Source organism: Saccharomonospora piscinae, assembly GCF_005862235.1.
Classification (GTDB): Bacteria; Actinomycetota; Actinomycetes; order Mycobacteriales; family Pseudonocardiaceae; genus Saccharomonospora; species Saccharomonospora piscinae.
Map to the genome: position 1 here is coordinate 544,079 of NZ_VCEK01000004.1, position 13,742 is coordinate 557,820.

Here is a 13,742-nt window from a genome sequence, read left to right on the forward strand (position 1 = left end):
CGCGCGTCAGCGACGGTGAGGTGGCCGCGACCCGACGGGGGTCGCGGCCACCCGTCGTTTCAGCCCTGACCGCGCTGGTCGTCGAGGGACTCCGGTGGCCAGTGCGGTGCGGGTGGCAGCGGCCGGGTCGGCGCGGTGTCGGCGGCCGGCACGGCGGAGAGCACGGTGGTGACCTCGCCGTCGGTGTCCGGGGCGGAATCCGCGACCGTGGGGCGGGCCACACCGGGGCCCAGCAGCGGGTGCGGGCGGAAGCGCTGGACGAACAGTGTCACGCGGTGGACACCGAGGGCGCTCGCCACACCGACCACGAGCAAACCGAGGAAGAACCCGGCGGCGACGTCGTGCGGGTAGTGGACTCCGACCACGACGCGGGAGAAGGCCACGAGCGCGCCAAGCACCAGCGCCACGGCACCCAACGCACCGCGCCGGCACACGAACACCGCCATCGCGGCGGCTCCGGCGATGGTGGAGTGGTTACTCGGGAACGACCAGTCGCCGAGCTCGGGACACGACGCGATCGGCACGGCGCCCGGCACCGCGCTGCACGGCCGCTCCTGCTCGATGATCAGCTTGGCGACCTCGCTCGTCGCGTAGGCGGCGACCACGGCGGCCGACGTCAGCAGCGAGAGCCCCATCGCGCGGGCGGAACCGCGGCGGGCTTGCCACCACCCGGCCACCATGAGCAGTCCGAGCAGGACCACCCCGGCCTCGGTGAAGAACACGGCGAAGCCCTGGAGCCAGCCCGGGGCGGCACCGGCGGCGTCGAGCACGGTGCGGTAGAGGTCGGTGGAGATGTCGGGCACGCCCATGGCGGCCCCGGTCACCTGCTCCGCCTGTCCGCCGGGTGCGGTCGTGTCCAGCGTGGCGACGGTCGGGGTGGTTCCGGTGGCGGAAAGGGGCATGCTGGCGACTCCTGGGTGATCGGGGATCGACACAGTGTAGTGACGAGCCCGCGATGCCCCGGCGCAGCCCGCAGCCCCGGCCCCCCGGCGTTCCGGCGCCGGTCGGGTGGGGGACCACACCCAGCCCGGACGGCACTCCGGTCAGGACAGGCCCTGCTGCGGGAGCAACATGTCGTCGGCCGCGTCCAGGGATTCGGGGTCGCGGCCCGCCGCGCGCTCGGTGCGGTCGGCGAGGTCACGGCTGAGTTCCGACACCGCGCCGACCAGGAAGTCCACCTTGCGGCGCAGGGCGCGCAGCTCGGCGGTGCCGCCCTCCGCGCCGCCGGAAGCGTCCCACCCCGGTTGCGGTCCGGGGGAGAACAGCTCGCGCAGCTCCTTCGGCAGGTGGGCGAGCGCGTGGTCGAGGGAGCCGGGCGACAGCAGTTCGCGCATCCCCTCCGACACGCCGCGCACGGCCGGCCGCACGTCCGTGCGCCGGACTGTGGCCTCGGCGGCGATGCGGTCCACGCAGTCGTCGTCGCTGTAGCGGACGGGGACCCGGCTCGGTACCCACCCGTCGTAGAAGGTGCCGCGCAGCAGTTCGGGCAGCTGCGCCGAGAAGTGGGCGGCGGCTTCCACGGTGAGCCGGTCGCGCAGCGTGTGCAGCCAGGCCCGCAGCACGCGGTAGGTGTACCGGCGGTCGCGGGTGCCCAGCGCCTCCCCGATCGTGGCGAGCCATTCGTGCGCCGTGTTCCCTGCCCGGGCGAGTGGGTCGCTGTGGTGTGTCATGTCGTCCTCCCACGTCGGAACCCGGGCGCGCCCGCCCCCGGGCACTCGGCCGCCAGTGTCGGCGCCGCGCCGCCGGGGAGCACAGGGTCCAACGGCTCAACCGGCGCGCTGCTTTCCCGCCGCCTCCGGCGCCGCCCATGATGGACACCGGAGAGGGCGAGACGATGACGGCGATCAAGCTTTTCCTCGCGGGCGACGTGATGCCGGGGCGGGGGATCGACCAGATCCTGCCCCACCCCGGAGACCACCGGCTGCGCGAGGCGGTGGTGCGCGACGCCCGCTGGTACGTCCGCGCCGCCGAACAGCGCAACGGCCCGCTGTCGCGCCCCGTGCCCTTCACCTGGCCGTGGGGCAGCGCGCTGCGGTCGATCGAGAGCGCCGACGCGCGGATCGTCAACCTGGAGACCAGCGTGACCCGGGCGCCGTGGTTCGCCCCCGGCAAGGCCGTTCACTACCGGATGACCCCGGAGAACCTGCCCATGCTGCTCAGCGCGCAGCTCGACGTCTGCGGGCTCGCGAACAACCACGTGCTCGACTTCGGGCGCGGTGGGCTCACCGACACGCTCGACGCGCTGTCCTCGGCCGGGCTGCGGACGGTGGGCGCGGGACGCGACGCGGCCGCGGCTGCGGAACCGGCGGTGCTGCGCGCCGGTCCCGCCCGGCTCGTCGTGTTCGCGGCGGCGGCCTCGTCGAGTGGCGTGCCGGAGCAGTGGGCCGCCGGTGCCGCCCGGCCAGGGGTGCGGTGGTTGCCCACGGTGTCGGCCGAGAGCGCCACGGGCCTCGCCGACGAGGTGGTCGCGTCGAAACGTCCCGGCGACGTCGTGGTGGTGTCCCTGCACTGGGGCGCCAACTGGGGTTACGGCGTGAGCGCCGATCAGGTCGCGTTCGCGCACCGGCTCGTGGACGCCGGGGCCGACGTGATCCACGGGCATTCCTCCCACCACCCGAGGCCCATCGAGGTGTATCGGGGGAGGCTCGTGCTCTACGGCTGCGGCGACCTCGTCAACGACTACGAGGGCATCAGCGGGTTCGAGCGGTATCGCGGCGACCTGCGCCTGCTCTACCTGCCCACGGTGGACGCCGAGACCGGGGCGTTGCTGGCCCTGCGGGTGGTTCCCCTCCAGTCACGCAGGCTGCGGTTGCAGCGGGCCGGATCGGCCGACGCGCGGTGGCTGGAATCCGTGCTGAGCAAGATCAGCCGCCCGTTCGGCGCCCGGCTCGACTCCGGTGACGGCGAGCTGCGCCTGTCCTGGCGTTCCCACACACGGTGATCGTCCGGTCGGGGTGGGGCGCTTGGCCACGGACGCGGTGTCAGTCGTCGGACCGGCCCCGCTCGCCGCGCCCCTTGTCCTTGTCCTTCTCCTTGCCCTTCTCCCCGCCTTTGCCCGGACCCTTGTCCTTCTTCTCCTTCTTCCCGTTCTCGGGGGGAGGTTCCTGGGTCTCGGTGTGCAGCACGGTGTCGGACACGATCACGACCTCGCCGTCGTGGCGGCCGACACCGTGCTGGTGAAAGCGGGTCACCGTCGCCCCGGAGCGCCGCGTGAGCCGGATGCCGACGTGGACGGTGTCCTGCCCGGTGACGCGCGCGGGCGAGATGACGTTCACCGAGCGCACCCCGCCCCAGTCGTCGGCGAAGCCCCGCTCACCCTGCGCGCGCAGCGCGGGGCCCAGCAGCGCGTACGCGGCGCCGGTGTCGCCGGGCAGGTGTCCGTAGTAGTCCTCGACGACGCCGGTCAGCTCCGCCGCGCCGAGCGCGGCGCTGCTCGACCTGGCGGGTGTTGGGGGAGGTACGGCGTCCGCCCGCCGGGTGTCGCCGTCCGAGACGAGTGCGACGGCCACGGCGGCCGTCGCGACCACGGCGAGCCCGCCGCCCGCCGCCAGAAGTACACCCCGGCGGGAGCGGCGTGGGCGGCCTTCCGGCCCGGGCGCCGCCGCCAGGTCCAGCCGCGTCCCGCCGAGCGGCGCGCCCGCTCCGACGGCGGGCAGCGGTTGTGTCAGCTCCTCGGGAGCGGGCTCCAGGGACGGGGCCTGTCCTCGCGCCACGGCCCGCAACGCGTCCCGGACCGTGGCGGCGCCGGGTCGCCCGGCCGGATCGGCGACCAGCACACGCGACAGCACCGGCGCGAGTGGCCCCGCGCGGCGCGCCTGCGGCACGGTGCCCGCCGCCACGCGATACAGCACCCCCAGCGCGTTCTCCTCGGCCGTCGGGTGCTCACTGCCGAACGGGGGCGTGCCCTCCACGAGCGCGAACAGCAGCGAACCGAGCGAGAACACGTCGGAGGTCGGCGTCGGCGGCCCGCCGCGCGCCACTTCCGGCGCCAGATACGCGGGAGTGCCCGCCACGACACCGGTCTGGGTCACGGTCACGTCGCCACCGGCGTGCGCGATGCCGAAGTCGACGAGCTTCGCGGTGCCGTCCGCTCCGATGAGGACGTTCGCGGGCTTGACGTCGCGATGCACGATGCCCGCGTCGTGCGCGGCGGCCAGCGCCGAGGCCACCTGCGCTCCCAGCGTGGCGGCGGCGGGCGGTGCCAGCGGGCCTTCGGTGGCGAGCAGGTCGGCGAGGCTTCGCGAGGGGAAGTACTCCATCACCAGCACCGGCAGCCCGTCGTGTTCCACCACGTCGTGCACGGTGACGGCATGCGGATGGTGCAGGCGCGCCGCGATGCGCCCCTCGCGTCGTGCGCGCTCCCGGGCCTGTGCGGCGCCGGTGGCGTCCGACCCGGGCGGCAGCAGCAACCGTTTCACGGCCACCTGCCGCCCGAGCCGCTCGTCCACGGCCTGCCACACGGTGCCCATCGCCCCGCTGCCGACCTCGCGCCGCAGCCGGTACCGGCCGGCCAGCACTGTTCCCTCACCCGCGTTGGTCACCCGGTCAGGGTAGGCGGCAGCGGGACAGCGTCAGCGGAACCGGGCCACAGCCCCGGCGATCTCCGCGCGCAGGTCGTCCGCGACCGAAGGCAGCGGCATGCGGCAGGCCCACTCGCCCCCGGTGCGGGCAGCCAGCGCCGCCTTGAGCCGGGAGACGCTCGGCCCGGTCAGCTCCACCAGCCGGGCCACGTCCTCCTGCACCGCGCGGGCCCGGCCGGTGTCGCCCTCGGCGAGTGCCCTGGCCAGCGCCGCGAACGTCTGCGGGAACGCCGACGACACCCCGGACACGACGCCGGTGCCACCCTGGTCGACCACCCACGGCAGCCTGCCGTCGTCCCCGGAGAACAGCTCCTGGCCGTCGCCGAGCGCGGCGGCGTACTCGGGCAGCCGGGCCGCCGCGCCGCCCGAGAGTTTCACCCCGGCCATGCCCGGCAGCCGCATCACCTCGCGCAGGAGCACCGGCGGCACCTCCATCCCGGTGCGTTCCGGGAACACGTAGGCGTAGACGGCGGCCTCCGGGTGGGCCTCGGTGAGCGCGCGGAAGAAGCCGACCACGCCGTCGGCGTCGGAGGGCAGGTAGTACGGCGACAGCAGGGCGAACCGGGAGATGCCCTCGGCGGCCGTCGCGTCGGCGAGGCGCAGCACCTGGCGGCTGCTCGCGTGGCCGACGTGGGCGATGACCCGCTCGGGGCCGAGCAGCGCGGCCGCCCGGCGGAACACGTCGAGCCGCTCGCTGTCGTCCAGCGCGGGGAACTCGCCGGTCGTCCCGGCGATCAACACCCCGTCCGCGTGGTCGCTCAGCGACCGCAACGCGGCCTCGTACTCGGCGACGTCCACCGAGCCGTCCCGGGTGAACGGCACGGGCACGGCACTGATGATCTGCGGCATGGGCGGAGGTTCCTTTCGTCAGCGGGAGTCTGCGGGCGACTGGTCGGCCTCGGTGGCCCGCGACCGCGCGCGGCGGGCCGACCGGGCCCTCGCGATCAGCGGGGTCACCAGCCCGAGCACGGCCAGCCCGAGCAGGATCGCGGAGACCGGCTGGGTCACCAGCGTCGAAGGGCCGTCGATGAGCAGGGCGCGCCGCAGGTTCGACTCGGCCAGCGGGCCGAGCAGCAGCCCGAGCACCATCGGACCTGCGGGGAATCCGGTGCGTTTCATGACCACACCCACGACCCCGGCCACGAGCATGACCCACACGGTGTAGATGTCGTTGGTGGTGGCGTAGGTGCCGACCAGGCAGAACAGCAGCACCCCGGTCCACAGGTAGTGGTGGGGCAGATCCAGCAGGCGCACCATGCCCTTCGTGCGGACCAGGCTGATCGCGAGGGAGAGCACCGTCGCGATGATCATGATGGCCGCGATGGTGATCACGAGGTCCGGGCTGTCGGTGAACAGCGAGGGGCCCGGCTGGAGACCCCAGATGACCATGGAGCCGAGCATCACCGCCATCACCGAGTCGCCCGGGATGCCGAGCGCCATCGTGGTGGTCAGCGACCCGCCCAGGGTGGCGCTGGACGCCGTGTCGGCGGCGGCCAGCCCTTCCAGCGAGCCCTTGCCGAACTTCTCGGGGCGCTTCGACATCCGCTTGGCGCGGTCCCAGCCGATGAGGCCCGCGATGTCACCTCCGGCGGCGGGCAGCGCGCCGACCACCGTGCCCACCGCGCTGCTGACCGCGAAGGGGCGGCCCAGCTGCCGGATCTCGGCGCGAGTCGGCCGCGAGCGGCCGAGCGACGAGACCGGCCGCGCGGTGCTCGCGCGGTGGGTGAGGAGCTGGTCGAACAACTCGGCGATGCCGAACAGTCCGATGATCACGGCGATGAACGGCAGGCCGGAGCTGAGGTCGTCCATGCCGAAGACGAACCGCTCGTCGCCGGTGATCGGATCGCGGCCCACCGTGCCGATGACCAGCCCCGCCACACCGGACAGCAGGCCCTTGAGCAGCGACTTCGACGACACCGACACCATGACGGTGAGACCGAAGATCACCAGCGCGAACATCTCGGCAGGCCCGAACTCCAGGGCGAGCTGCGCGATCGGGCGGGCGGCGAAGAGGAACACCACCATCGAGACGAGGATGCCGCCCGTGGTCACCAGCGCCGAGAGCACCAGCGCCAGCCCGGCCCTGCCCTGCTTGGCCAGGGGATAGCCGTCGAGCGTGGTGGCGATCGAGGCCGGAGTGCCCGGTGTGTTGACCAGAATCGACGGGATGCGGTCACCGAAGTTGGCGCCGACGTAGATCGTCAGCAGCACCGCGAGGCCCTGCTCGGGCTCCAGGGTCAGCGTGAAGCCCGACGCGAGCGCGACCGCCATCGTGCCGGTGATCCCGGGAAACGCGCCGACCAGCGTGCCGATCGCGAGACCGAGCAGCAGGCAGACTCCGACGGTGGGGTCGAGCAGGACGCCGAGGCCGTCCGCGATGGTGTTCACAGGGGCACCTTCAACAACGTCTGGAACAGCAGGTAGACCAGTCCGCACAGCACGAGCGGGTAGAGCACCAGCGGCTTCCACCCCCGGCCGCCGAACACGTACGTCGTGGCACACAGGAAGACCGGCGCGGTCGGGAGGAACCCGGCCACCGGCCACAGCGCGACGAAGACCACGGCGAGCGCCACCGTGGCTCCCAGCCGCAGGCGGCCCTCGCGGGTGGGGGACTCGATGCCCTCGCGGGCGGCGGGCGGGCGCACCAGCGCCACGACCAGCAACACCACGGCGAGGGCGAGGCCCAGCAGGCCCAGCAGCTCGGGCCACCAGCGCGGGTCGATGCCGCCGGTCTCCCTGCGCACCTCGATCGCCCGCGCCAGCAGCACCACCGCGCCCGTGGCGCCGACCGCGACCACGGCGGAGGCGATCTCCAGCGCGCGCGAGCGTGGCGCCGCCGTGTCACCGCCTTCCGCCGTGGTCCCGGTCGTCCCGGCGGCGTCGGTGTCCTGTTCGGACGCCGGTGTCGCGGGTCGGTCCATCAGCGCGCTCCGCCGAGGATCTGCCCGAAGCGCTCGTACTCGGAGTTGACGAACTCGGTGAACTCGTCGGCGTTCTTGTAGACCGGGAGGTTGCCGGGCTTGGAGATCGTGTCGACGAAGCTGTCGGACTGGGCCGCCTGCTTGATCGAGGACTCCAGCGTCGAGCGCACGTCGTCCGGCAGGCCCTCGGGGGCGTAGACGCCGCCCCAGCCGCCGAACTCCAGGTCGAAGCCCGCTTCGGCCGCCGTGGGCACGTCCGGCATGTCGGGGTGGCGCTCGTCGTGGAACACGGCCAGCGGGCGCAGCTGGCCCTCCTGGTAGGCGCTCATCGCCTCGCCCGCACCGGCGACGGCCGCGTCGACCTGGCCGCCCACGGCCGCGGTGATGGCGGGCGCACCGCCGTCGAACGGCACGGACGTCAGCTGCGCTCCGGATTCCTGCGCCAGCCCGAACGCGGTGGCCTCCCAGATGGAGCCCGCGCCCGCGTTCGCCACCGACAGCTCGTTCTGCTTGCCCGCCGACACGAAGTCCTCCAGCGTCTGGTGCGGGCTGTCGGCGGGCACCACGAGCACGCCGGGCGCGAGCATGATCTGGCCGAGGAAGTCGTAGTCGGCCGGGTCCACGTCGAAGTCCTGGTGGCCCAGCATGGAGATCTCCACGGGTGAGAACCCGATCGTGTAGCCGTCGGGCTCCTGGTCGGCGACGTACTGCATCGCGGTGGACCCGGACGCTCCCGGCCGGTTCTCCACGACGATCGACACGCCGAGGTCCTGCTCCAGCTCGTCGGCGAGCGCGCGGGAGCTCAGGTCGGAGCCGCCGCCCGCGGCGGCCTGGACGATGAACGTGATGTCGTCCTCGGGGAAGGCGTCGCCGCCCTGCGCCCCGCCGCCGCCGGAACAGGCGGACAGGGTGAGCGCCGCGGTGGTGGCGAGGCCACCGACGAGAAATGCGGTCCGGGACATGGACAACTCCTTTGTTGTGGTTGAGCGTCGTCGCTCAGGTCGTGATCTGGTCCAGGAATCGGGAGTAGGCGGCGTGCATGCGGCGCCGGGAACCCTCGATGTGCTCGGCGAGCAGTTCCAGCGCCCGCGAGTCCGTCGCGACGATCGCGTCGAGCAGTTCGACGTGATCGCGGTACGTGGGGCCGAGGTCGCGGTCCTCGGCGTTGGTGACCGACAGCATGTCGGCGAAGGTGGGCCGGTACTGCTGCCAGACGTTGTCGAGCCTGCGGTTGCCGCAGAGCCGGTGGAACGACGAGTGGAAGTCGAGGTCGCCCTCGGCGAACTCGGCCGGGTCGTGTTCCGCCGCCGCGGCCTCCATCCGGGCCAGTTGCTGCCGGGCCTCGGTGAAGTCGCGGGCCCCGCCACGCAGGCACAGCCGCACCGCGTGCGACTCCAGCAGTGCCCGCAGGTCGTAGAGCTCGTCGATGTCGTCGGCGGTGAGCCCGATGACGAACACCCCGCGCCGGCGCGACTCCACCAGCCCCTCGACCTCCAGCTGCCGCAGTGCGTCGCGCACCGGCCCCCGGCTGACGTCGAACGTCTTCGACAGCTGCGATTCCACCAGGTGTGTGCCGGGCCGAAGCTTGCCGACGATGATCATCCGCCGCAGGTAGTCGACCACGTGCCGACCCAGCGCGGGGGCTGGTCGCGCCGTCGCGACGAAGCTCTGCCATCCGGCACTCGCTGTGCTCACGCTCGGGTCGATCCCTTCGGAAATCGATTACTCGGTCAACGGTTAACCGTCAACCTAAGCTGCGGGCGGCTCGGTACGCAAGACCCGGTTTTCACAAATGGGATCTTGCGGCGGTAATCGATTTCTGTCACAGTCCCACTGCCGCCGGGCAGCACGACGCCACGGTCGGCGATCACGGCTTCTCTTTCCGCCCGGTGCGGCTTCCTCCTCGCCCGGGCCGTCACGCACAGCGACCGGCAGACACAAAGGAGTGCTCGTGTCGAGATCACGAGGGCGCCCGAGAACGACCGCGCTCACCACACTGACCGCCACCACGGCCCTGGCCCTCACCGGCCTCGCGCCCGCGACGGCGCAGGCCGCGCCGGCCACGCCGGACCTTCCCCCGCCACCGCCGGGCCTGGAACGCCTCGACTACCACCGCGACGACCTCACCGTGGACCTCGGCGTGGGCCTGTGGGCCTGGCCGCTGCCGATGGACGTCGACGGCGACGGCGTCCACGACCTGCTGGTGAACTCGCCCGACAAGCCCTACAACGGGCTGTGGTACTTCCACAACACCGGCACCAACGACGAGCCGCTGTTCGCCGAGCCGGAGCGCGTCGGCAACGGCAGGCAGAACACCCATCTGTCCGTTGTGGACGGCGAGCCCGTGGTCACCACGCCGGGGCAGCGCTATCCCGACGTCACGGAGAGTGGATTCGCGGCACCGGTCTCGCTCGGTTTCGACGGCACCGTGCACGAGCCCGACCTCCCCGATGGACGACTGCGGGGCGACCAGTGGTACCTCGTGGACTTCACCGGCGACGGCGACCTCGACATCGTCGCCGGGATCGGCGACTGGAGCGAGTACGGCTGGGACGCGGCCTACGACGACGAGGGCAACTGGACCAACGGCCCGCTGCACGGCTACGTCTACCTCATCGAGAACGAGGGCACCACCGAGCAGCCCGTCTACGCCGACCCGGTGAAGGTCGAGGCGGGTGACGAGCCGATCGACGTCTACGGTGCTCCCACCCCCGTGGTGGCCGACTTCGACGGCGACGGCGCGCTCGACATCGTCACCGGCGAGTTCCTGGACACGCCGCACTTCTTCGGCAACGTCGGCACCCGCACCGAGCCCGAGTACGCGGAGGGCAGGCCCCTGCCGCTGGCCGGAGGCGGCGAGCTGCGGCTCGACCTGCAAATGATCATCGTGACGACCGTGGACTGGAACACCGACGGCCACCCGGACCTCGTCATCGGCGAGGAGGACGGCCGCGTGGCGCTCGTCGAGAACACCGGAACCGTCAGCGACGACGGCCTTCCCGTGTTCGAGCCGCCGCGCTACTTCCAGCAGCGGGCCGGATCGGTCAAGGTCGGCGCGCTCACCACGCCCAGCTCGGTGGACTGGAACGGCGACGGGCGCGAGGACCTGATCGCCGGTGACACCGCGGGCAGGCTGAACTTCGTGGAGAACCTCGGTGGTGACACCACCACACCGTCCTGGGCGCCGCCGGTGCGGCTGCGGGCGGGCGGCGAGGAGATCCGCCACCAGGCCGGGGAGAACGGCTCGATCCAGGGTCCCGCCGAAGCCAAGTGGGGCTACACCGCCCCCGTCGCCGCCGACTGGAACCACGACGGACTGCCCGACCTGCTCGTCAACGACATCTGGGGCAAGGTCGTCTGGTACGAGAACGTCGGCACCCGCACCGAGCCCGCACTCGCGGCAGCACAGCCGATCGAGGTGGCCTGGGAGGGCGACGCGCCCGCCCCGGCGTGGAACTGGTGGGAGCCCGAGGGCGACGAGCTGGTGACCCAGTGGCGGACGACGCCGTTCGCCATCGACCTCGACCAGGACGGGCTCCAGGACCTGGTGTCGCTGGACCACGAGGGCTACCTGGCGTTCTTCGAGCGGGTCGAAACCGACGACGGGCTCCGCCTGCTGCCGGGCGAGCGCATCTTCGTCGGTGAGGCGGGATCGTCCCGGTTCGAGGGTGGCAACGGCGACGTGGTCGACGCCCCCAAGGGGCCGTTGCAGCTCAACAGCTCCGAGAACGGGCAGAGCGGGCGCCGCAAGTTCACGATGGTGGACTGGACCCAGGACGGCAAGCTCGACATCGTCATCAACGGCACCAACGCGCAGCTGCTGGAGAACGTCGGCACGGACGACGAGCCGTGGCTGTTCCGGCTGGCGGGCGACATCGCGAACGGTCAGCTCGCCGGGCACACGACCTCGCCGACCGTCGTCAACTGGGACGGCGACGACACCCCCGACCTGCTGATCGGCGCGGAGGACGGCCGCTTCTACCACCAGCCGTGGAACCACGACGCCCAGCTTCCCGAGCGGCGGCCCGACGCACCGGAGAACCCGGGCGAGCTCATCGGCGCGTGGTCGCTGGACGAGGGCAGCGGGCACGTCGCCGCCGACCGTTCCGGCCACGGCAACCACGGCATCGTGGACGGCGCGCGCTGGGTCGACGGGCACCGGGGCAGCGGTCTGCGTTTCGACGCGTTCAACGACTACGTCGACCTGAGCTACCAGCTCGGCCCGCACCTCGACGGCGCGCGGGGTATCACCGTCAGCGGCTGGGTGCGGCCCGACTCATTGGACAACGGCACTCAGCGGATCTTCGGCACCCGCATCAACGGCGGCACGGCCGGGGTCGAGGTGACGTTCCAGAACACGCGCGGCCAGGCACGCATCGCCGTCGCGGGCCGCAGCGAGTCACCCGGCGACGGCTACCGCAAGCACGTGTTCGACACCCCCTCGATCAAGGCAGGGCAGTGGCACCACGTCGCCGCGGTCATGGACTACGAGGCCGACGCCGTCCGCCTCTACGTCGACGGGGTCGCGCGGTCGGCCCCCGATCCGGACAAGCGCTTCGGCAGCGACCACTACCGCTACGCGGGTGCCACCCAGCCGGACTCGCTGGGGCGCAGCCCCGACGGCGGTGCCTACTACCGGGGCAGCCTCGACGACGTCAGCGTCCACCGGGTGGCGCTGGACCAGCGCAGGGTCATCGTCGACATGCTGACCGCGGAGGTCGACCGCTACCGCACCGACGGAGAGCTGGGCCCGATCGGCACCCCGCTGGCTCGACACCTGGACAACGCGCGCCGGCACCTTGACGCGGGCCGTACCGCCGAGGCACGGGAGCGGATCGCCACCGCGCACGGCCAGCTGGCCGACGGGGCCGGGAATCCTGCCGCGCAGATCCGCGAGCGGCTGCTGCCGGTGTTCGAGGAGTACCTGCTCCGCGCCGACCCACCCGCCGCGACCGCCTGCGACGACGGGGCGGAAGGGGACTGGACCGGATCGTGGCGGTCGGCCCCCGCCGCGCCCCGCGACTCGAACTCCGCCGCCGAAGCGGGGTTCGAGGACGAGACCCTGCGCATGGTCGCCCGCGCCGCCGCCGGCGGGTGCGACGTGCGGGTCCGGCTGTCGAACGAGTTCGGTGACCAGCCCGTCACCTTCGGCCCGGTGACGGTGGCCGAGCACGCGGGTGACGGCCACCTCGCGCCCGGAACCGCGCGGCCCGTCACGTTCGGCGGCGAGAGCTCGGTGTCGGTCCCTCCGGGTGAGGAAGCGGTGTCCGACCCGGTCGGGATGGCAGTGGGCGATCGCACGGAGCTCGCCGTCAGCCTCCACGTCGACGGCCCGACCGGGCCTGCCACGACCCACAACCTGCGACGCGAGACCGGCTACGTCGCCGACGGCGAGCACACCGGTGACGAGCGCGCGGACGCCTTCGCCGCGCTGGGCCGGTCGTGGATGTACCTGTCGGGGATCGACGTGCGGCGGCCCGACGGTGGTGCGGTCGTGGTGACCGGCGACTCGCTCACCGACGGACTCGGGTCCACGGTCGGAGCCGAACACACCTGGCCCGACGAACTCGCGGACCGGCTGCTGCTGACCGGCAGCGACGTCAGCGTGCTCAACCGGGGCGTGTCGGCGAGCAGGTTGCTGGCCGACGCCGCCCCGTCCGAGCCGGACCCGATGTCGATCCCGGGCGGCCTGACCAGGCTCGACCGCGACGTCGACGACGCGGGCGTGGACACGGTGATCCTGTATCTCGGGATCAACGACATCATCCAGGGCGAGCGCGCGGGCGAGCCGGTGACGGCCGGAGAGCTGATCGACGGCTACGAGCGCTACCTCGACCGGGCCCGCGCCCACGGAGCCCGAGTCCTCGGCGCGACCCTGACGCCGTACGGGTCGTCGATCAACTGGACCGAGTCCGGCGAACGGGTCCGGCAGGAGGTCAACGACTGGATCCGCGGCAGCGGCGCGTTCGACGCGGTGGTGGACCTCGACGCCGCCGTCCGCGACGCGGACGACCCGCGGCGCATCGATCCCCGCTACGACTACCGCGACGGGCTCCACTTCAACGACCTCGGCCACGCCGCCATGGCCGACGCGGTGAAGCTCGACGCCCTGGCTGGATAGGCGGTGTGGTGTGCCCGGCCGGGAACGACGCCCCGGCCGGGCACACCGGTGTCAGCGGGCAGTGTGCAGCATCCGGCCCCAGGCCGCGCCGTGGCGCGCTATAGTGCAACCGCTGGGGTA

At 72.8% G+C, this 13,742-nt stretch carries 10 protein-coding genes; 2 read left to right on the forward strand and 8 right to left on the reverse strand.

Going from position 1 to position 13,742, the window contains the following annotated elements; translation table 11 throughout:
* Positions 1 to 59: 59 nt before the first annotated feature.
* Both FFT09_RS18940 and FFT09_RS18945 read right to left on the reverse strand, forming a co-directional pair.
* The gene (locus tag FFT09_RS18940) at positions 60 to 902 is read right to left on the reverse strand and encodes a phosphatase PAP2 family protein (protein ID WP_138383504.1); all 843 of its coding nucleotides are present in this window, start codon (positions 900 to 902) and stop codon (positions 60 to 62) included.
* Between the two features lie 141 nt (positions 903 to 1,043).
* Entirely contained in the window at positions 1,044 to 1,670 is a 627-nt protein-coding gene (locus FFT09_RS18945) for a DUF2267 domain-containing protein (protein WP_081195215.1), read from the reverse strand.
* 164 nt (positions 1,671 to 1,834) lie between these two features.
* Here FFT09_RS18945 and FFT09_RS18950 point away from each other — a divergent pair, with 164 nt between their 5' ends.
* Positions 1,835 to 2,941 carry a CapA family protein gene (locus FFT09_RS18950; RefSeq protein WP_081195216.1) on the forward strand — a complete coding sequence of 369 codons (1,107 nt, stop codon included), beginning with the start codon at positions 1,835 to 1,837 and terminating at the stop codon, positions 2,939 to 2,941.
* Between the two features lie 40 nt (positions 2,942 to 2,981).
* On the opposite strand, the gene FFT09_RS18955 is transcribed toward FFT09_RS18950, so the two are convergent.
* The 6 genes from FFT09_RS18955 to FFT09_RS18980 are packed head-to-tail and all read right to left on the reverse strand — an operon-like array spanning position 2,982 to position 9,196.
* Positions 2,982 to 4,541 (reverse strand): serine/threonine-protein kinase, encoded by a 1,560-nt coding sequence (locus FFT09_RS18955; protein WP_138383505.1) that lies wholly within the window; start codon positions 4,539 to 4,541, stop codon positions 2,982 to 2,984.
* A 30-nt stretch (positions 4,542 to 4,571) separates the two neighbouring features.
* A complete protein-coding gene (locus FFT09_RS18960) occupies positions 4,572 to 5,429 on the reverse strand; it encodes a dihydrodipicolinate synthase family protein (RefSeq protein WP_138383506.1) in 858 nt (285 codons plus the stop codon).
* An 18-nt stretch (positions 5,430 to 5,447) separates the two neighbouring features.
* On the reverse strand, positions 5,448 to 6,968 hold the full coding sequence (locus FFT09_RS18965; protein ID WP_081195222.1) for a tripartite tricarboxylate transporter permease: 1,521 nt from the start codon (positions 6,966 to 6,968) through the stop codon (positions 5,448 to 5,450).
* Positions 6,965 to 7,501: a tripartite tricarboxylate transporter TctB family protein gene (locus FFT09_RS18970; protein ID WP_081195224.1), complete on the reverse strand. Its 537-nt coding sequence runs from the start codon at positions 7,499 to 7,501 to the stop codon at positions 6,965 to 6,967. The genes FFT09_RS18965 and FFT09_RS18970 overlap by 4 nt, the downstream gene beginning before the upstream one ends.
* The gene (locus FFT09_RS18975) at positions 7,501 to 8,463 is read right to left on the reverse strand and encodes a tripartite tricarboxylate transporter substrate binding protein (protein WP_138383507.1); all 963 of its coding nucleotides are present in this window, start codon (positions 8,461 to 8,463) and stop codon (positions 7,501 to 7,503) included. Before FFT09_RS18975 ends, FFT09_RS18970 begins: the two co-directional genes overlap by 1 nt.
* 34 nt (positions 8,464 to 8,497) lie before the next feature.
* On the reverse strand, positions 8,498 to 9,196 hold the full coding sequence (locus FFT09_RS18980; RefSeq protein WP_024875704.1) for a GntR family transcriptional regulator: 699 nt from the start codon (positions 9,194 to 9,196) through the stop codon (positions 8,498 to 8,500).
* A 256-nt stretch (positions 9,197 to 9,452) separates the two neighbouring features.
* Here FFT09_RS18980 and FFT09_RS18985 point away from each other — a divergent pair, with 256 nt between their 5' ends.
* On the forward strand, positions 9,453 to 13,622 hold the full coding sequence (locus FFT09_RS18985) for an FG-GAP-like repeat-containing protein (protein ID WP_208544454.1): 4,170 nt from the start codon (positions 9,453 to 9,455) through the stop codon (positions 13,620 to 13,622).
* The last annotated feature ends 120 nt before the right edge of the window (positions 13,623 to 13,742 follow it).

Coding starts and splice junctions, on each gene's coding strand:
- FFT09_RS18940 (WP_138383504.1), bottom strand. CDS start 902: ATGCCCCTTTCCGCCACCGGAACCACCCCGACCGTCGCCACGCTGGAC.
- FFT09_RS18945 (WP_081195215.1), bottom strand. CDS start 1,670: ATGACACACCACAGCGACCCACTCGCCCGGGCAGGGAACACGGCGCAC.
- FFT09_RS18950 (WP_081195216.1), top strand. CDS start 1,835: ATGACGGCGATCAAGCTTTTCCTCGCGGGCGACGTGATGCCGGGGCGG.
- FFT09_RS18960 (WP_138383506.1), bottom strand. CDS start 5,429: ATGCCGCAGATCATCAGTGCCGTGCCCGTGCCGTTCACCCGGGACGGC.
- FFT09_RS18970 (WP_081195224.1), bottom strand. CDS start 7,501: ATGGACCGACCCGCGACACCGGCGTCCGAACAGGACACCGACGCCGCC.
- FFT09_RS18975 (WP_138383507.1), bottom strand. CDS start 8,463: ATGTCCCGGACCGCATTTCTCGTCGGTGGCCTCGCCACCACCGCGGCG.